The organism is Serratia sp. (in: enterobacteria) (assembly GCF_052400455.1).
Lineage (GTDB): Bacteria > Pseudomonadota > Gammaproteobacteria > Enterobacterales > Enterobacteriaceae > Serratia > Serratia ureilytica.
Genome location: NZ_CP185812.1, coordinates 1322607 through 1341339, shown reverse-complemented (window position 1 = coordinate 1341339; position 18733 = coordinate 1322607). Strand labels below are relative to the sequence as shown.

At 62.0% G+C, this 18733-nt stretch carries 16 protein-coding genes; 12 read left to right on the top strand and 4 right to left on the bottom strand.

The features are described 5' to 3' along the window. Positions 1-116: 116 nt before the first annotated feature. The 7 genes from ACORQT_RS06390 (at position 117) to ACORQT_RS06360 (ending at position 8421) form a co-directional block, all read left to right on the top strand. Entirely contained in the window at positions 117-746 is a 630-nt protein-coding gene (locus ACORQT_RS06390) for a response regulator transcription factor (protein WP_164057424.1), read from the top strand. Then, positions 746-2287, top strand: a complete 1542-nt coding sequence (locus ACORQT_RS06385; protein WP_197801187.1) for an MASE1 domain-containing sensor histidine kinase — start codon at positions 746-748, stop codon at positions 2285-2287. Before ACORQT_RS06390 ends, ACORQT_RS06385 begins: the two co-directional genes overlap by 1 nt. An 84-nt stretch (positions 2288-2371) precedes the next feature. Then, entirely contained in the window at positions 2372-3676 is a 1305-nt protein-coding gene (uhpC, locus tag ACORQT_RS06380; RefSeq protein WP_444859340.1) for an MFS transporter family glucose-6-phosphate receptor UhpC, read from the top strand. Further along, positions 3673-4704: an ABC transporter substrate-binding protein gene (locus ACORQT_RS06375; protein ID WP_164057426.1), complete on the top strand. Its 1032-nt coding sequence runs from the start codon at positions 3673-3675 to the stop codon at positions 4702-4704. The genes uhpC and ACORQT_RS06375 overlap by 4 nt, the downstream gene beginning before the upstream one ends. Before the next feature lie 67 nt (positions 4705-4771). Beyond that, positions 4772-6850, top strand: coding sequence for an ABC transporter permease (locus ACORQT_RS06370; RefSeq protein WP_164057427.1), 2079 nt, complete (start codon positions 4772-4774; stop codon positions 6848-6850). Positions 6851-6861: 11 nt separating this feature from the next. Beyond that, on the top strand, positions 6862-7908 hold the full coding sequence (fbpC, locus tag ACORQT_RS06365) for a ferric ABC transporter ATP-binding protein (protein WP_147837725.1): 1047 nt from the start codon (positions 6862-6864) through the stop codon (positions 7906-7908). A gap of 246 nt (positions 7909-8154) precedes the next feature. Further along, positions 8155-8421 carry a hypothetical protein gene (locus ACORQT_RS06360; protein ID WP_033642249.1) on the top strand — a complete coding sequence of 89 codons (267 nt, stop codon included), beginning with the start codon at positions 8155-8157 and terminating at the stop codon, positions 8419-8421. Positions 8422-8462: 41 nt separating this feature from the next. Here ACORQT_RS06360 and dusC read toward each other — a convergent pair whose 3' ends face one another. The 3 genes from dusC to rhlE all read right to left on the bottom strand — a co-directional run bounded on the left by dusC (position 8463) and on the right by rhlE (position 11931). Further along, entirely contained in the window at positions 8463-9395 is a 933-nt protein-coding gene (dusC, locus tag ACORQT_RS06355; RefSeq protein WP_033652368.1) for a tRNA dihydrouridine(16) synthase DusC, read from the bottom strand. An 84-nt stretch (positions 9396-9479) separates the two neighbouring features. After that, a complete protein-coding gene (locus ACORQT_RS06350) occupies positions 9480-10439 on the bottom strand; it encodes a D-2-hydroxyacid dehydrogenase family protein (protein ID WP_108680300.1) in 960 nt (319 codons plus the stop codon). A gap of 112 nt (positions 10440-10551) precedes the next feature. Then, the gene (gene rhlE / locus ACORQT_RS06345; protein ID WP_046686602.1) at positions 10552-11931 is read right to left on the bottom strand and encodes an ATP-dependent RNA helicase RhlE; all 1380 of its coding nucleotides are present in this window, start codon (positions 11929-11931) and stop codon (positions 10552-10554) included. 297 nt (positions 11932-12228) lie between these two features. On the opposite strand from rhlE, the gene cecR reads away from it, so the two are divergent. The 5 genes from cecR to ACORQT_RS06320 are packed head-to-tail and all read left to right on the top strand — an operon-like array spanning position 12229 to position 17947. Further along, the gene (gene cecR, locus ACORQT_RS06340; protein ID WP_033642245.1) at positions 12229-12927 is read left to right on the top strand and encodes a transcriptional regulator CecR; all 699 of its coding nucleotides are present in this window, start codon (positions 12229-12231) and stop codon (positions 12925-12927) included. 18 nt (positions 12928-12945) lie between these two features. After that, positions 12946-13932 (top strand): secretion protein HlyD, encoded by a 987-nt coding sequence (gene hlyD / locus ACORQT_RS06335; protein WP_164057429.1) that lies wholly within the window; start codon positions 12946-12948, stop codon positions 13930-13932. An 8-nt stretch (positions 13933-13940) separates the two neighbouring features. Then, entirely contained in the window at positions 13941-15677 is a 1737-nt protein-coding gene (locus ACORQT_RS06330; protein WP_164057430.1) for an ATP-binding cassette domain-containing protein, read from the top strand. Further along, a complete protein-coding gene (locus ACORQT_RS06325) occupies positions 15674-16828 on the top strand; it encodes an ABC transporter permease (RefSeq protein ID WP_108680297.1) in 1155 nt (384 codons plus the stop codon). The genes ACORQT_RS06330 and ACORQT_RS06325 overlap by 4 nt, the downstream gene beginning before the upstream one ends. Before the next feature lie 12 nt (positions 16829-16840). Next, the gene (locus tag ACORQT_RS06320) at positions 16841-17947 is read left to right on the top strand and encodes an ABC transporter permease (protein ID WP_047025671.1); all 1107 of its coding nucleotides are present in this window, start codon (positions 16841-16843) and stop codon (positions 17945-17947) included. Between the two features lie 70 nt (positions 17948-18017). Here the strand turns inward: ACORQT_RS06320 and ACORQT_RS06315 are convergent, their stop codons facing one another. Further along, positions 18018-18728, bottom strand: coding sequence for a Bax inhibitor-1/YccA family protein (locus ACORQT_RS06315; protein ID WP_004939761.1), 711 nt, complete (start codon positions 18726-18728; stop codon positions 18018-18020). Between the last annotated feature and the right edge of the window lie 5 nt (positions 18729-18733).

Sequence of the window (18733 nt, the reverse complement as noted above, 5' to 3'; positions counted from 1 at the left end):
GGCGGCGTCCTTTTATTACGATTCTGTTACATCGATTGCATAACCGCGCTTGGCTGATTGCCAGCATCGCGGCGGCAGGCATCATAGGATCATAATTCGGCAACAGAGTGCGAAAAATGATCCGTGTGATACTGGTCGATGACCATGTGGTGGTGCGCTCCGGGTTTGCGCAATTGCTCAGCCTCGAAGCAGACATCGACGTGGCGGGGCAATACAGCAGCGCGGCGGCGGCCTGGCCGGCGCTGCTGCGCGACGACGTCAGCGTCACGGTGATGGACATCGCCATGCCGGATGAAAACGGCCTGAGCCTGTTGAAACGCCTGCGGGCGCAGAAGCCGCAGTTTCGCGCGATCATACTCAGCATTTATGACTCCCCCACCTTCGTGCAGAGCGCGCTGGATGCCGGCGCCAGCGGTTATCTGACCAAACGCTGCGGGCCGGAAGAGCTGGTGCAGGCGGTGCGCTCCGTCGATATGGGCGGCCATTACCTGTGCGCCGACGCGCTGCGGGCGCTGCGCGGCGGCGAGCAGCCGGCCACGGCGCTGGAAGTGCTGACCCCGCGCGAGCGTGAAATCTTCGAGCTGCTGGTCAAAGGCGACAGCGTAAAGGAGATCGCTTTCAAGCTCGATCTCAGCCATAAAACGGTACACGTACATCGCGCCAACGTCCTGGGCAAGCTGCAGTGCAACAGCACCATCGAGCTGGTGCATTTCGCCCTCGATCATCAGCTGCTGGCGGGGCATTGATGTCACTCCGCTCACGGCGCTGGGTTATCTCGCTGTTTATCCTGTTGGCCTGGGGCAGCGGCTGGCTGATGCTGTGGACGCTCGGTTTCTATCTGACCCACAACGGCAATCAGGCGGCGCTGTTTCTGTCTCACGGTGTCTATCTCGCGCTGCTGATCTTGCTGGCGCGCCGCTATTGGCCCGCCCTGATAGCGCCGCCGGCGCTGCTGCTGTTCTGGCTGCACGGCGAACGCCTGCTGAGCGGCTATGGCCTGCTGGCCGCGCCGTTCATCACCCTGCTCCCGGCCGCGCTCGCGCAGCGATTCTGGCGCCGTTTTCCGCTCTACTGGCAACGGCTGACGCTGCTGCTGGCCGCAGTGACCGCCGCCTCGCTGCTCAATACCGCCCTGCTGTCGCCTTTCGCGCAGAGCCCGGCGATGCTGCTCGGCCTGGCGTCGTTTACCGGCGGTGTTTTGTTGACCCCGTTCGTCTACCTGATCTTTGAATTTCTGCGCCAGCAGCACCGCTACCATCTGCTGGGGCTGGACACCGCCAACCCGCCGCTGCGCGCGTCCTTAATCATCTGGTGCAGCCTGTTTTTCGTTATCGGCATCGGTACGCAGATGGTGCTGTCGCCGGAAATCGAGCGCCTGCTGCTGATCGTGGTGTTTCTGCCGAACGTGGTGATGGCATGGAAGTTCGGTTGGCAGGGCGGCGTGCTGTCCGGCCTGCTCGGCAGCATGATGATCACCCTCGCGCGGCAGGTCGGCGTGGGGTTCGGCAATCTGGTCGAGCTGGAAATCTTTCTGGCGACCCAGGCGCTGCTCGGCATCGGTCTGGGCATCGCCATCAGCCGTCAGCAGCACCTGGCGCAAAACCTGCACCACTATCGCCGACGCCTGGAAGAAGAGTTGGCGGCGCGGCGGGCATTAACCGAAAAACTGATCCACACCGAAGAAGACACGCGAAAGAACCTGGCGCGCGAGCTGCACGATGAAATCGGCCAGAACATCACCGCCATTCAAATTCAGTCGCAGCTGGTCAAGCGGGCGCGCGATCCGGCGCAAACCCAGGCCGCCGCGAACCAGATAGGCGATCTCGCCCGGCGCATTCATCACTCCACGCGCCAGCTGCTGCGCCAACTTCGCCCGCCCGCGCTGGACGAGCTGGCGTTCAAAGACGCGCTTCACCACCTGCTGAGCGAATTCGCCTTTAGCGAACGGGGCATCCGTTGCCGTTTCGACTACCGCCTGACCGACACGCCCGCCGGCGAGACGGTGCGCTTCACCCTCTACCGGCTGCTGCAAGAGCTGCTCAACAACGTGTGCAAACACGCCGAGGCCAGCGAAGTCGCCATCGTTTTGTATCAGCAAGGCGCCATGTTGCACCTCGAGGTACGGGACAACGGCGTCGGCATCCATGCGGGCAACGCGCCGGGCTTCGGCATTCAGGGAATGCGCGAACGGGTCAGCGCGCTCGGCGGCGAACTGACGCTGGAAACGCAGCGCGGCACCCGGGTAATTGTTAACCTGCCCACAAATTTGCAACAAACCGCCGACTAACTAGGAAAAAGTCTTAGCCACTCCGGACTTTATCTCATCCCCTTTCCTTTTCACCTTCTTATAGTCAGCACCAGGGAGGCGGCTATGCAAGCACGCTCAGCATCTGAAATCGATCATCGTTACCGCGCGCTGCGCCCGCCGCTGCTGCTGTACATGGTCATCGGGTACGCCGCCTTTTACCTGACGCGCAAAAGCGTGAATTACGTGCTGCCGGCGCTGCAAACGGATTTGGGGCTGGATAAAGGAGACATCGGCCTGCTCGGCTCGCTGTTTTATCTGAGCTACGGCCTGTCGAAATTCGCTGCCGGGTTGTGGCACGACGGCCATGGGCAGCGCGGGTTTATGGGGATCGGCCTGTTCGCCACCGGTTTGCTGAACGTGGCGTTCGCCTTCGGCGAATCGCTGACGCTGCTGCTGGCGGTCTGGGCGCTGAACGGCTTCTTTCAGGGCTGGGGCTGGCCGCCCTGCGCGCGGCTGCTGACCCACTGGTATTCGCGCAACGAGCGCGGCTTCTGGTGGGGCTGCTGGAATATGTCGATCAACCTCGGCGGCGCGATTGTGCCGCTGATCAGCGCCTTCGCCGCCCAGCGCTGGGGCTGGCAGGCGGCGATGTTGATCCCGGGGGCCGTCAGCATGGTGCTGGGCATCTGGCTCACGCGGCAGCTGACAGGCACGCCGCAGGAAGAAGGCCTGCCGTCGGTCGGCCAGTGGCGCCACGATCCGCTGGAGCTGCGCCAGGAACAGCAAAGCCCGCCGATGGGGCTGTGGCGAATGTTGCGCACCACGATGCTGAAGAACCCGATGATCTGGTTGCTCGGCGTCTCTTACGTGCTGGTCTACCTGATCCGCATTGCGTTGAACGACTGGGGCAACCTGTGGCTGACGGAAAGCCACGGCGTCAACCTGCTCAGCGCCAATGCGACGGTGATGCTGTTCGAGATAGGCGGCCTGCTCGGCGCGCTGTTCGCCGGCTGGGGCTCGGATGTGCTGTTCGGCGGGCAGCGCGCGCCGATGATTCTGCTGTTCACGCTCGGGCTGATGGTTTCCGTCGCCGCGCTGTGGCTGGCGCCGGTGCATCACTACGCGCTGCTGGCGGGCTGTTTCTTTACGGTGGGCTTTTTTGTCTTCGGCCCACAGATGCTGATTGGCCTCGCCGCCGTGGAATGCGGGCACAAAGGCGCCGCGGGCTCCATCACCGGCTTTCTCGGCCTGTTCGCCTATCTGGGGGCGGCGCTGGCGGGCTGGCCGCTGTCGCGGGTCATCGAAGGCTACGGCTGGTCAGGCATGTTCAGTTTGCTGTCGATCGCCGCCGTTCTTATGGGTTTATTGCTGATGCCGCTGCTGATGGCGAGCGTTACCACCTCTACCGAGAGAAGGATAAAACAATGAAAAAAACGTGGGTCACTACCCTGATAGCGTCCGGCATCGCGCTGGCGACCCTGAGCGGCGCCGCGCACGCCAAGGGCCGCCTGGTGGTCTACTGCAGCGCCACCAATGAAATGTGCGAAGCGGAAACCAAAGCCTTCGGCGAGAAATATGACGTGAAAACCGCGTTCATCCGCAACGGTTCCGGCAGCACGCTGGCAAAAGTGGACGCCGAGAAGAAGAACCCGCAGGCGGACGTCTGGTACGGCGGCACGCTCGATCCGCAATCCCAGGCCGGTGAAATGGGGCTGCTGCAGCCGTACAAATCGCCGAATCTCGACCAGGTCATGACGCAATTCCGCGATCCGGCCAAGCTGAAAGGCAACTACTCCTCGGCGGTCTACGTCGGCATTCTCGGCTTTGGCGTCAATATCCAGCGCCTGAAAGAGAAAAACCTGCCGGTGCCCAAGTGCTGGAAAGACCTGACCAAGCCGGAATACAAAGGCGAAATTCAAATCGCCGATCCGCAAAGCTCCGGCACCGCCTACACCGCGCTGGCGACCTTTGCCCAGCTGTGGGGAGACGATCAGGCGTTCGCTTACCTCAAACAGCTGAACGCCAACGTCTCGCAGTACACCAAGTCCGGCATTGCCCCGGCGCGCAACGCCGCCCGCGGCGAAACGGCGATCGGCATCGGTTTCCTGCATGATTACTCGCTCGAAAAGGAACAGGGCGCGCCGCTTGAGCTGATCTCGCCGTGTGAAGGCACCGGCTACGAAATCGGCGGCGTCAGCATCCTCAAAGGCGCGCGCAACCTCGATAACGCCAAGCTGTTCGTGGACTGGGTGTTGTCGAAAGAGGCGCAGGAGCTGGCGTGGAAGCAAGGCAAGTCCTATCAGATCCTGACCAACACCACCGCCGATACCTCGCCGAACTCGCTGAAGCTCGACGACCTGAAGCTGATCAACTACGACATGGACAAGTACGGTTCGACCGAGGTCCGCAAGGCGCTGATCAATAAATGGGTCAGCGAAGTCAAGATGGGTAAATAAGCCCACATTCTGCGCCTGTTGCCGGGTAAGCCTCACGGCTTGCCCGGCCTGAACATCCGGGAAACTTATGTCACATACACATGCACTCCATCTCGTGAAAAAACGAGATGCGATATCCCTTTGGGTTTTGCTTGGCTGGCTGGCGTTCGCCCTGCTGCCGAGCTGGAGCCTGGATTACGGCCTGCTGGAGTCCACCGGCGAAGAGATCCTCGCGGCCTACGGCTGGTCACACCGCAATATCAGCTGGCTTTGGTGCCTGCTGCCGAGCCTGCTGCTGCTGCGCCCTTACGCTGCGGCGGGCCGTGAGCAGCGGCGCCGCCACGCGTTCGATGCCGGCTGGGCGCTGCTGTGCATGGCCTTTATCGTTGTCAGCGCCACGGTGGCGGGACGCGGTTTAGGCTACGCCACCCTGGTGCAGTTGACCGCGCTGGGCGCCATCATGACGCTGGCGCTGACCCGCCTCGACTGGCTGGGCGGCGACCGTTTCGTTATCGGCGCGCTGGTCACCATCGTGACGCTGATCGGCGTCTTCATCGTCTGGCCGAGCATCGCGATTTTCATTCCGATGTTCACCGACCAGACGGGCGCGTTCGCGCCGCTGGCCTTTATGAACGTGCTGTCGCAGGCGCATATCATTCAGGTGATCCTCAACTCCATCGCCCTGTCGATCGCGGTGGGCGCCGGCTGCACCTTTTTCGGCCTGGTGCTGGCGATTTACACTACCCGCATCGCCAGGCGCAGCGCCATTATCGGCCGCATCTTCTCCATCTTGCCCATCGTCACGCCGCCGTTCGTCGTCGGCCTGGGGGTCACGCTGATGATGGGGCGCTCCGGCTACGTCACCGAGTGGATGGTGGCCTGGTTCGGTTTGACCAACACCAACTGGCTGTACGGCTTTACCGGCATCTGGCTGGCGCAGGTGCTGGCGTTCACCCCGATGGCGTTCATGATCCTCGACGGCGCGATCAAGACCATTCATCCTTCGCTGGAAGAGGCCTCCTACACCCTGCGCGCCAGCCGTTGGCAAACCTTTAACGGCGTGTTCGTGCCGCTGCTGAAACCGGCGCTGGCCAACGCGTTTTTGATCGTGGTGGTGCAATCGCTGGCTGATTTCAGCAACCCGCTGGTGCTCGGCGGCAACTTCGACGTGCTGGCGACGCAAATCTATTTTTACATCACCGGTTCGCAGCTCGATTATCAGGCCGCCAGCACCCTCGGCGCCTTCCTGCTGCTGTTCTCACTGCTGGTGTTCTGCATCCAGTATATGTGGATCGGCAAACGTTCTTACGTCACCGTGTCCGGCAAATCGTATCGCGGCGACGTGCAGCCGCTGCCGGCCACGCTGGTGTGGGGCGTGATCGCGCTGCTGGCGGTGTGGGTAGCCTTTAACGCCCTGCTTTACGGCAGCATTTTCTACGGCAGCTTCACCGTCAACTGGGGAGTGGATTACACGCTGACGCTGGATAACTTCATCAAACTGTTCGGCCAGGGCATGAGCGACGGCGCGTGGCCTTCGCTGCTCGACACGCTGCTGTACGCCGGGATCGCCGCGCCGATCACCGCCGCGTTCGGCCTGCTGATCGCCTGGATCGTGGTGCGCCAACAGTTCAAGGGCAAAAAGACCATCGAGTTCACCACCATGCTGTGCTTTGCGGTGCCGGGTACCGTGGCCGGCGTCTCTTACATTCTCGCCTTTAACGGCGCGCCGGTGTACCTCACCGGGACGGCCGCCATCGTGATTATTTCGATGGTGATGCGCAACGTGCCGGTGGGCATTCGCGCCGGGATCGCCGGGCTGGGCCAGATAGACAAATCGCTGGACGAAGCCTCGCTCAGCCTGCGCGCCGGCTCGCTGCGCACCATCACGCACATCCTGCTGCCGCTGCTGCGCCCGGCGATCCTGTCGGCGCTGATCTACAGCTTCGTGCGCGCCATCACCACCGTCAGCGCCATCGTCTTCCTGGTCACCCCCGATACCCGCGTGGCCACCGCCTACATCCTCAACCGCGTGGAAGACGGCGAATACGGCGTGGCGATCGCCTACGGTTCAATTCTGATCGTGGTGATGCTGGCGATTATTTTCCTCTTTGACTGGCTGATCGGCGAGGCACGCATCTCCCGTTCAAAAGCCAAAAACCAGGCGTAATGGAGCCCATGATGAGCCAGAAAAATTTCGTTGAACTGCGTAACGTCTCCAAACGGTTCGGCAGCAACACGGTAATCGATAACATCACGCTCACCATCCCACGGGGGCAAATGGTGACGCTGCTCGGCCCTTCCGGCTGCGGCAAGACCACCATTTTGCGCCTGGTCGCCGGGCTGGAAAAACCGAGCGACGGGCAGATATTCATTGATGGTGAAGACGTCACCCATCGTTCCATCCAGCAGCGTGACATCTGCATGGTATTCCAGTCTTATGCCCTGTTCCCGCACATGTCGCTGGGGGAGAACGTCGGCTATGGCCTGAAGATGCTCGGCATTCCGCGCGCCGAAGTGAAAGCGCGCGTGCAGGAAGCGCTGGCGATGGTGGACTTGGCGGGGTTCGACGATCGCTATGTCGATCAGATCTCCGGCGGCCAACAGCAGCGCGTGGCGCTGGCGCGCGCGCTGATCCTCAAGCCGAAAGTGCTGCTGTTCGACGAGCCGTTGAGCAACCTCGACGCCAACCTGCGCCGCAGCATGCGCGAAAAGATCCGCGAGCTGCAAAAGCAGTTTGATATCACGTCGCTGTACGTCACCCACGATCAGAGCGAGGCTTTTGCAGTCTCCGACACCGTACTGGTGATGAACAAGGGGCATATCATGCAGATGGGCTCGCCGCAGGATCTCTATCGGCAACCCGCCTCGCGCTTTATGGCGAGCTTTATGGGGGACGCCAACCTGTTCCCGGCCAGCTTCAGCGCCGATCATGTCGATATCAGCGGCTATCGCCTGCCGCGCCCCGCGCACTTTGCCGCCCAGGGCGCCGGCACGGTGGGCGTGCGGCCGGAAGCGATCACGCTGAGCGAGCATGGCGATGAAAGCCAGCGCTGCGAGATCCAGCATGTCGCCTACATGGGGCCGCAGTTTGAGGTGACGGTGGCGTGGCACGGGCAACAGATTTTGCTGCAGGTTAACGCCACCCGCCTGCAACCGAACGTCGGCGAGCAGTATTATCTGGAAATTCACCCCTACGGCATGTTTATGCTGGCGGACGCGGCATAGTCGGCCTCACGCTTAAGGGGTAGAATAACGGCCATCCCGAACGGGATGGCCGAAAACAATCGCCAAAAACACCTTATTTATCTATTTTTACAATTCCACCCAAGTCCTTGTTCAGCCGAACAATAAATATATCCACACCCACTCAAAAATAACCACCCAGACCACTCAGGGTGATATTTTTATTTAAATAGGGTAAGCTTGATCCCGCAGTCGAAATTATTTAACGGCCAACTCAAGGAGAAATTCATGAGCAATAATGCAAATGCACAGGCGCAGCTGGATAATTTACGCAATGTCGCTTCCCAGCTGAAGGAAATGCGCCACTACGCGCAGTCGAATATCGAGACGCTCTCCGCACACTGGCTGGCCTTCGATCAGGGGGAATGCAAAAATAAGGCATTCGCCGAAGCCATTAACGACCTATTGAATAAACAGGGCGCCTGTCTGGAAGGACTGGAAAAAACCATTCAGGATATCGAGATAGAATTAAACCGTCTTGATAAAGCCGCCTGATAATGCCGATTTAAATAAACCCGCCACGCGCGGGTTTATTTTCAGCTGCGGCAGATGACGCGCGCAATATCCCCGGACGTCGTCAGCGCGCGTATTTCGCTGAACAGTTCAGTTGCTTCATCATATTCTTTACGCAAATAACCCAGCCACTGTTTAATGCGCGCCACGTGATACAGGCCGGTGTCGCCCTGCTTTTCCAGATGGACGTATTTTTGCAGCAGCTCAACCACCTGCGGCCAGGGCATGCGCGGTTCGTTATATTTCACCACCCGGCTCAGGTTCGGCACGTTGAGCGCGCCGCGCCCCAGCATGATGGCGTCGCAGCCGGTCGTCTGCAGGCAATCCTGAGCGCTCTGGTAATCCCAGATCTCGCCGTTGGCGACAACCGGGATGCTCAGCCGCTGACGGATCTCGCCGATCGCCGCCCAGTTGATGCGATCCGCCTTATAGCCGTCCTCTTTGGTGCGACCGTGCACCGTCAGTTCGCTGGCGCCCGCCTGCTGCACCGCATCGGCGATTTCAAAGCTGCGATTGGAAGAGTCCCAGCCCAGGCGCACCTTCACCGTGACCGGCAGATGGGCCGGCACCGCCGCGCGCATCGCTTTGGCCCCCTGGTAGATCAATTCCGGATCTTTGAGCAGCGTCGCCCCGCCGCCGCTGCCGTTCACCAGCTTGGACGGGCAGCCGCAGTTGAGATCGACGCCGTAAGAGCCCAATTCCACCGCGCGCGCGGCGTTCTCCGCCAGCCACTGCGGGTACTGCCCCAGCAGCTGTACCCGCACCAGCGTGCCCGACGGCGTGCGGCTGGCGTGACGCAGCTCCGGGCACAGCCGGTAGAACGACTTGGCCGGCAGCAGCTGATCGACCACACGCAAAAATTCGGTGATGCACAGATCGTAGTCGTTCACTTCGGTGAGTAACTCACGCACCAAAGAGTCGAGAACGCCCTCCATCGGAGCCAATAATACGCGCATGACCAATCCCAGCTAAAAAAAGACCCGCAATGATACGGGTGAATGCCCGCGCCAGACAAGCCTCTGCGGGCATTAAAAACGCCGTCAGCCCAGCCGACGGATCGGTTGACCGGCGAGAAACGCCGCAATGTCCTCGACCGCCTCGGTGAAGTAGGCGCGGTAGTTGTCGTCCGCCACGTAACCCACATGCGGCGTCGCCAGCACGTTGGGCAGTTGACGAAACACATCGTCGGCCGGCAGCGGCTCCGTCTCGAACACGTCCAGCCCGGCGCCGGCAATCTTCCGCTGTTGCAGCACGTCCACCAGCGCCGCCCGATCGACGATCCCCGCGCGCGAGGTGTTGATCAGGTAAGCGGTGGGTTTCATCGCCGTCAATTCGTCCCGCCCTACCAGCCCGCGGCTGCGATCGCTCAGCACCAGGTGAATGGAGACAAAATCGCTCTGCTCGAACAGCGCACGTTTGGACGGCGCCAGCAGGGCGCCCTCCTGCGCTGCCCGTTCCGCCGTCAGGTTCTGGCTCCAAGCCAGCACCCGCATGCCGAACGCCTGTGCCACCCTGGCCATTTGGCCGCCGATCTTGCCCAGCCCCAGCAGCCCCAGCGTCTTCCCCTGCAGCGTGACGCCCAAGCCCAGCTGCCACGGGCCGTTGTTCCGCAGCCCGGCGCTTTCCGGCACGATATGCTTGGCCAGCCCGAGCAGCAGCGCCCAGGTCAACTCCATCGGCGCCGCCGACCCGCTGCGGGTGCCGCACACCACCACGCCGCGCTCGGCGGCGGCGGCCAAATCGATAGCGGCATTGCGCATGCCGGAGGTGATCAGCAGCTTCAGCTGCGGCAACCGCGCCAGCAGCGAGGCGGTTATCGGCGTGCGCTCGCGCATGATGACCAGAATGTCGCATTCCTGCAGATGCACCGCCAGCTCCGCCTCATCGGTAAAGTGCGCGCTGATGGCGGACACCTCCACCCGATCGGCCAGCGCCGACCAGTCCGCCATGTTGAGCGCCACCTGCTGGTAATCATCGAGAATTGCGCACTTCAATTTCATCTCCGTCTCCTGGAATGTAGGGGTAGCCACCGTCCAGCCTAGTACGAAAATGCCGTTCCGCCAGGCAAAAAAAAGCCGCCCATACAGGCGGCTTGCTTTTGCGCAATCGGGCTTATTCGGCCGGTTTGCGACTGCGCGGGCGACGCGAGGCCGGCGCGCCGGAACGGCGCTGGCCGTCACCCTGCGGGCGAGCGTTGCCGTTACCGTTGCCACGGTTTTCACGCTGGCCGCCGTTGGCGTTACCGCTGCGCTGACCGCCGCCGTTACCGGAACGCTGGCCACCGCCGTTGCCGCGCGGCGCGCCGCGTCCGCCACCCTGGCGGCCGTTGATGATCGGCTCAGCCTTGATGGTCGGATCCGGCTCGTAGCCCGGCAGAGCAATGCGCGGAATTTCACGCTTCAGCAGACGCTCGATGTCGCGCAGCAGCTTGTGTTCATCCACGCACACCAGCGAGATGGCTTCGCCGGTACGCTCCGCGCGGCCGGTGCGGCCGATGCGGTGCACGTAGTCTTCCGGCACGTTAGGCAGCTCGTAGTTCACCACGTGCGGCAACTGGTCGATATCCAGACCGCGCGCCGCAATGTCGGTCGCCACCAGCACGCGGATGCGGCCGTCTTTAAAATCGGCCAGCGCACGGGTACGGGCGCCCTGGCTCTTGTTGCCGTGGATCGCCGCAGCGGTGATGCCGTCTTTGTTCAGCTGTTCCGCCAGGTGGTTGGCACCGTGCTTGGTGCGGGTAAAGACCAGCACCTGTTTCCAGTCGCCTTCGCCGATCATCTGCGACAGCAGTTCCCGCTTACGCTTCTTGTCGACGAAGTGCACGCTCTGCTCGATCTGCTCGGACGCGGTATTGCGGCGAGCCACTTCCACCGAGGCCGGGTTATGCAGCAGTTTGTTGGCCAGCGCCTTGATGTCGTCGGAGAAGGTGGCGGAGAACAGCAGGTTCTGGCGCTTGGCCGGCAGCTTGGCCAGCACGCGGCGGATGTCGTGGATAAAGCCCATGTCCAACATGCGGTCCGCTTCGTCCAGCACCAGAATTTCGATTTTGGACAGGTCAACCGCGTTCTGATGTTCCAGATCCAGCAGACGACCCGGCGTCGCCACCAGGATATCGACGCCGCCGCGCAGCTTCATCATCTGCGGGTTGATGCTCACGCCGCCAAACACCACCAGCGAACGCAGGCGCAGGTGTTTGCTGTAGGCATCGACGTTTTCGCCGATCTGCGCCGCCAGCTCACGGGTTGGCGTCAGGATCAGCGCGCGCACCGGGCGACGGCCTTTGACCGGATGGTCATGCTTGCTCAGCAGCTGCAACAGCGGCAGGGTAAAACCGGCGGTTTTACCGGTGCCGGTCTGGGCGCTGGCCATCAGGTCACGACCTTCCAGCACGACAGGGATAGCCTGACGCTGAATTGGCGTCGGTTCGCGATAGCCCTGTTCTTCAACAGCGCGCACAATTTCAGCACTTAAGCCGAGGGTTTCAAATGACATAAAGAGAAAAACTCCAGATCCCCCCTAACCTAACAGTGTTCGGTGCAGTTTCCTGGGAGGATGATCAGACGGGGCATTAAGCATGACCACGAGGGATTGGCACAAACTGCAGTGCACCAGGCGGCGATTGTAACAGAAGTCGCGCAATAAAAAGCACTTTTACGTGCAGAGAGCACAATCTGCCGTAAATTCAGCATTATCTGAAGTCGGTCACATAACTCATTGTGGTTAGCGGTTGCGTTTTAAACAATCTGGCATAAAGTTAATCATATGATTGATTAACTTTGAGCGTGACCTATGCCAGCTTCCGTCCCTCATCAGGCTGCCGGCCGGGCGCGCGGCGAGCAAACGCGTCGGCAACTGCTCGCCGCGGCGACCGACCTGTTCGGTGAATATGGCCTGCAGGGCGCCACCACCCGCGATATCGCCCAGCGCGCCGGCCAGAATATCGCCGCCATCACCTACTACTTCAGCTCCAAAGAGGGGCTGTATCTGGCCGTGGCGCAGTCGCTCGCCGATTTCATCCAGCAGGCGTTCGCCCCGCTGGCCGAAGAGGTCGATCGCTTTGGGCAGCAGCCTGCCGCACAGCGATCGCCCGACGCGGCGCTGCGTTTGCTGCAGCGTGGCCTGCTGGCCTTCAGCGAGCTGATGACCCAGCCGCACACGTTGAATCTGAGCAAAATCATGTCGCGCGAACAGCTTGCCCCAACCGACGCCTACCCGCTGATCCACCGCCAGGTGATCGCGCCGATGCACGAACGGCTGTGCCGCCTGCTGTCGGCCGCCACCGGCATCGACGAACGCGCCGCCCGCCTCGTGTTGCATACCCATGCGCTGATCGGCGAGGTGCTGTCGTTCCGCGTAGCGCGGGAGACCATCCGCCGTCAGGCCGGCTGGCAAGAGATTGGTGAAGGCGAAGCGGCGCAAATCGCGGCGGTGCTGAGCGAGCATATCGAGATTTTAGTTATTGGGCTGCGCCAACGTCACGGCGCGTAAATTCAGGCAGGGAGTGTTATGAACAAAAAACGCAGTGCCTTGATCGTGTTGTTGATTCTGCTGATCGCGGCCGTCGCTTACGGGGTATGGCATTACCAACAGCAGCAGGAGCGGCCGCTGACGCTGTACGGCAACGTCGATATCCGCACGGTCAACCTCGGCTTTCGCGTCGACGGCCGCCTGGCGTCGCTGACGGTGGATGAAGGCGATACCGTTCAGCCGGGCCAGCTGCTCGGCAAACTGGACGATGCTCCCTACCGCAACGCGCTGCAACAGGCCGAAGCCAACGTCGGCAGCGCGCGCGCCAAACTGTCGCTGCTGCAGGCCGGCTATCGCAGCGAAGAGATAGCCCAGGTGCAGTCAGAAATGGCGCAGCGCCAGTCCGCTTTCGCCTACGCCGACAGTTTCCTGAAGCGCCAGCAAGGGCTGTGGGCGAAAAACGCCACCTCCGCCGACGCGCTGGAAGATGCGCGCACCGCCCGCAACCAGGCGCAGGCCAACCTGCAAGCGGCGAAAGACAAACTGTCGCAATACCGCAGCGGCAACCGCCCGCAAGAAATTGAACAGGCCAAGGCCGAGGTGGCGCAAAGCGAAGCGGCGTTGGCGCAGGCGCAATTAAACCTGCAAGACGCCACGCTGCTCTCCCCTTCCGCCGGCACGGTGCTGACCCGTGCGGTAGAGCCGGGCACCATGCTCGGCGCCGGCGGCACGGTGTTCACCCTGTCGTTGACCCGGCCGGTGTGGGTGCGCGCCTACGTCAACGAAACCAGCCTGAACCAGGCGGTACCCGGCACCGAGCTGGAGATCTACACCGACGGCCGCCCCGACAAGCCTTACCACGGCAAGATCGGTTTCGTCTCGCCGACCGCGGAATTCACGCCGAAAAGCGTTGAAACGCCGGATCTGCGCACCGATCTGGTGTATCGCCTGCGGGTGATCGTCACCGACGCCGACGATGCGCTGCGTCAGGGCATGCCGGTCACCCTGCGCTTCGCCAAACCCTGAGGCCGGCCATGGAACAGGCGCACACCATCGAGTTGGCAGGGCTGGAAAAGCGCTTCCCGTCGCTTGAGAAACCGGCGGTCGCCAGCCTGACCACCACCCTGCACAGCGGCGCGGTCATCGGGCTGGTCGGCCCGGACGGCGCCGGCAAAACCACCCTGCTGCGCATGCTGGCCGGGCTGCTGAAGCCAAGCAGCGGCAAACTGCGGGTCGCCGGGCTGGATCCGATCGGCCAGGATCGCCAACTGCATGCGATCCTCGGCTACATGCCGCAGAAATTCGGGCTGTATGAGGATCTGACGGTGATGGAGAACCTGACGCTGTACGCCGATCTGCGCGGCGTCACCGGCGATCTTCGCCGCCAGACCTTCGAACGGCTGCTGAAATTCACCGATCTGACCCGCTTCACCGGGCGTCTGGCGGGCAAGCTGTCCGGCGGCATGAAGCAAAAACTGGGACTGGCCTGCACGCTGGTGGGCGAACCCCAGGTGCTGCTGCTGGACGAACCGGGCGTCGGCGTCGATCCGATCTCGCGCCGCGAGCTGTGGCGCATGGTGCACGAGCTGGCCAATGACGGCATGTTGATCCTGTGGAGCACCTCTTATCTCGACGAGGCCGAGCAGTGTCGCGAAGTGCTGCTGCTCAACGAGGGCGAGCTGCTGTTCAGCGGCGCGCCGCAGGATCTGACCCAGCGCATGGCCGGACGCACGGTATTGATCGCCGCGCCGCCCGGCAGCCATCGATCGTTGCTGCAGCGGGCGATCTGCCTGCCGGCGGTCACCGACGGCGTGATCCAGGGCAAGTACCTGCGCCTGATCCTGAAAGAAGGCGAAGATCATCGGCAGCTGCTGCAGGCGCTGGATCTGCCGGACGCCGAACTGGACGAAGCGGATCCGCGCTTCGAGGATGCGTTTATCGATCTGCTCGGCGGCGGCCCCAACCATCGCTCGGCGCTGGCGGAGATCATGCCGACCGTTGACGGAGAAAGCGGTGAAACGGTGATTGAAGCGGTGCAGCTGACCAAGAAATTCGGCGATTTCGCCGCCACCGATCACGTCGATTTTCAGGTGCGGCGTGGCGAAATCTTCGGCCTGCTCGGCCCGAACGGCGCCGGCAAGTCCACCACCTTCAAAATGATGTGCGGCCTGCTGGTGCCATCCGGCGGCAAGGCGCTGGTGCTGGGGATGGATCTGAAGACCAGTTCCGGCAAGGCGCGCCAACGCCTCGGCTACATGGCGCAAAAATTCTCGCTGTACGGCAACCTGACGGTGGCGCAGAACCTGAAGTTCTTCTCCGGCGTCTACGGCCTGAGCGGCAAGGCGCAGCGCGACAAAATCGACGAGATGTCCCGCGCCTTCAACTTCGCGCCGATCCTCGATCAGACGCCGGATGCCCTGCCGCTCGGCTTCAAGCAACGCCTGGCGCTGGCCTGCGCGCTGATGCACGAACCGGATATTCTGTTCCTCGACGAACCGACCTCCGGTGTCGATCCGCTGACGCGGCGCGAGTTCTGGCTGCACATCAACGGCATGGTCGACAAGGGCGTCACGGTGATGGTGACCACCCACTTTATGGACGAGGCGGAATACTGCGACCGCATCGGCCTGGTGTATCGCGGCAAGATCATCGCCGCCGGCACGCCGGACGATCTCAAACAACAGGTAGCGCGCGACGACAACCCCAACCCCTCGATGGAACAGGCGTTTATCGAACTGGTGCAGGGCTACGACGAGGAGGAACCACGGTGAGCGACAACCGAGCCCCAATCGACGACGGCGGCTTCTCCTGGCGCCGACTGCGCGCGCTGTGCCTGAAGGAGACGCGGCAAATACTGCGCGATCCCAGCAGCGGCCTGATCGCCTTCGTTATCCCGCTGATGCTGCTGTTTATCTTCGGCTACGGCATCAACCTGGACTCCAGCAAGCTGCATCTGGGCATTCTGATGGAGCAACAGAGCGAAGACGCGCGCGATCTGGCCCAGGCGTTCGCCGGTTCGCCCTATATCGAACCGACCATCAGCGACAACCGCCGGCAGTTGATCCAGCAGATGCAGGCCGGCACGATCCGCGGCCTGGTGGTGATCCCGGTGGATTTCGACCAGCGCATGGCGCGCCCGCACGACAGCGCCCCCATCCAGGTGATCACCGACGGCAGCGAGCCGAACACCGCCAACTTCGTGCAGGGCTATGCCCAGGGCGTATGGCAAGTTTGGCAGCAGCAGCGCGCCGCCGATCGGGGGAGCAACGACAAGCCGCTGATTGACGTGCAGATGCGCTACTGGTTCAACCCGGCGGCCATCAGCCGGCACTACATCATTCCCGGCGCCATCACCATCATCATGACGGTGATCGGCGCCATTCTCACCTCGCTGGTGATCGCCCGCGAATGGGAGCGCGGCACCATGGAAGCCCTGCTCTCCACCCAGGTGACGCGCAGCGAGCTGCTGCTCTCCAAGCTGATCCCGTATTACTTCCTCGGCATGATCGCCATGGCGCTGTGCATGGCGGTGGCGGTCTGGGTGCTCGGCGTGCCCTATCGCGGTTCGCTGCCGATCCTGCTGCTGATCAGCAGCCTGTTCCTCGCCAGCACCCTCGGCATGGGCCTGCTGATCTCCACCCTCACCCGCAACCAGTTCAATGCGGCGATGGTGGCGCTGAACGCCGCCTTCCTGCCGTCGATCATGCTGTCCGGCTTCATCTTCCAGATCGACAGCATGCCGGCCATCGTACGCGCGGTGACCTACATCATTCCCGCGCGTTACTTCGTCAGCACGCTGCAAACGCTGTTCCTGGCGGGCAACGTCGGCACCGTGCTGGCGATCAATCTGCTGTTCCTGATCGCTTCCGCCGTGGTGTTCATCGGCCTGACGGCCTGGAAAACCCAGCGCCGGCTGGATTGAGGAGAAAGAGTGATGTTTCACCGTCTGTTGACGCTCATCATCAAGGAAATGCAGGCGCTGCTGCGCGATCCGCAAACCCGCGCTATCCTGATCATGCCGGTGATCCTGCAGGTGCTGCTGTTCCCGTTCGCCGCGACGCTGGAAGTCACCAACGCCACCATCGCGGTCTACAGCGAGGACAGCGGCCAGGCCTCGGTGGAGCTGACCCAGCGCTTCGCCAAGGCCAAAGCCTTCTCCCATGTCCTGCTGCTGCGCAATCCGCAGGAGATAAAGACCACCATCGACAACCAGCGGGCGCTGCTGCTGATCCGCTTCCCGGCGCAGTTCTCGCGCGATATCGCCACCGGCAACACCGCGCCGCTGCAGCTGCTGCTCGACGGGCGCAACTCCAACAGCGCGCAGATCGCCGCCAACTACGTGCAGCAGATCGTGCAGGAATATCAGAACGAGCTGCTCGGCAAGCGCGCGAAACCCAACAACAGCGAACTGGTGGTGCGCAACTGGTATAACCCGAATCTGGACTACAAATGGTTCGTGGTGCCGTCGCTGATCGCCATGATCACCACCATCGGCGTGCTGATCGTCACCTCGCTGTCGGTGGCGCGCGAACGTGAACAGGGCACGCTGGAACAGCTGCTGGTCTCGCCGCTCACCACCTGGCAGATCTTTATCGGCAAGGCGGTGCCGGCGCTGATCGTCGCCAGCTTCCAGGCCAGCATCGTGCTGTTGATCGGCATCTTCCTGTATCAGATCCCGTTCGCCGGATCGCTGCTGCTGTTCTACGCCACCATGTTGATCTACGGGCTGTCGCTGGTCGGTTTCGGCCTGCTGATCTCGTCGCTGTGCGCCACTCAGCAGCAGGCGTTTATCGGCGTGTTCGTGTTCATGATGCCGGCGATCCTGCTCTCGGGGTATGTCTCGCCGGTGGAGAATATGCCGGTGTGGCTGCAGGATCTGACCTGGGTGAATCCGATACGCCACTTCACCGACATCACCAAGCAGATCTACCTGAAGGACGCCAGCTTCAGCATTATCTGGCGCAGCCTGTGGCCGCTGCTGGTGATCACCGCCACCACCGGCAGCGCCGCCTACGCGCTGTTCCGCCGCAAGATCGCATAAAAAAAGCTCTGCATGTCACATGCGGAGCTTTTTGATCGCCAAATACCCTAAGGCATGAAAGACGACGGATTTAGCGGCGGTTGCCGAAAATGCGCAGCAACATCAGGAACAGGTTGATGAAGTCGAGATACAGCGTCAGCGCGCCAACGATGGCGTACTTGCGGAAGCCGTCTTTATCATCGGCGTTCAGCTGCTCGCCCATCGCCTTGAGTTTCTGCGTGTCGTACGCGGTCAGGCCGACGAACACCACCACCCCGATGTAGGTAATCGCCCACATCAGCGCGGTGCTTTTCAGCCAGATGTTCACCAGCGAAGCCAGCACGATGCCGATCAGCGCCATGAACAACATGCTGCCGAAGCCGCTCAGATCGCGCTTGGTGGTGTAGCCGTACAGGCTCATCGCGCCGAACATGCCGGCGGTGACTACGAAAGTGCTGGCGATCGAGCTGTAGGTGTACGCGATAAAGATGCTCGACAGCGTCAGCCCGGTCAGCGCCGAGTACAGCATGAACAACGAGGTGGCCACCGCGCCGCTCAGGCGGTTGACCATGCCGGAAATCACGAACACCAGCGCCAACTGGGCGATGATCAGACCGAAGAAGGTGATCTGGCTGGAGAAGATGAAGTTGAGGATCGCGGGCGTATTGGCCGCATACCAGGAAACGAACGCCGTCAGCAGCAGACCGCAGGTCATCCAGCCGTAAACCTGCGCCATGTAGGCCTGAATGCCGCTGTTGGCACGTTCGACGATTGAACCATTAGAGCGTGGATATCGGTCCATGACGG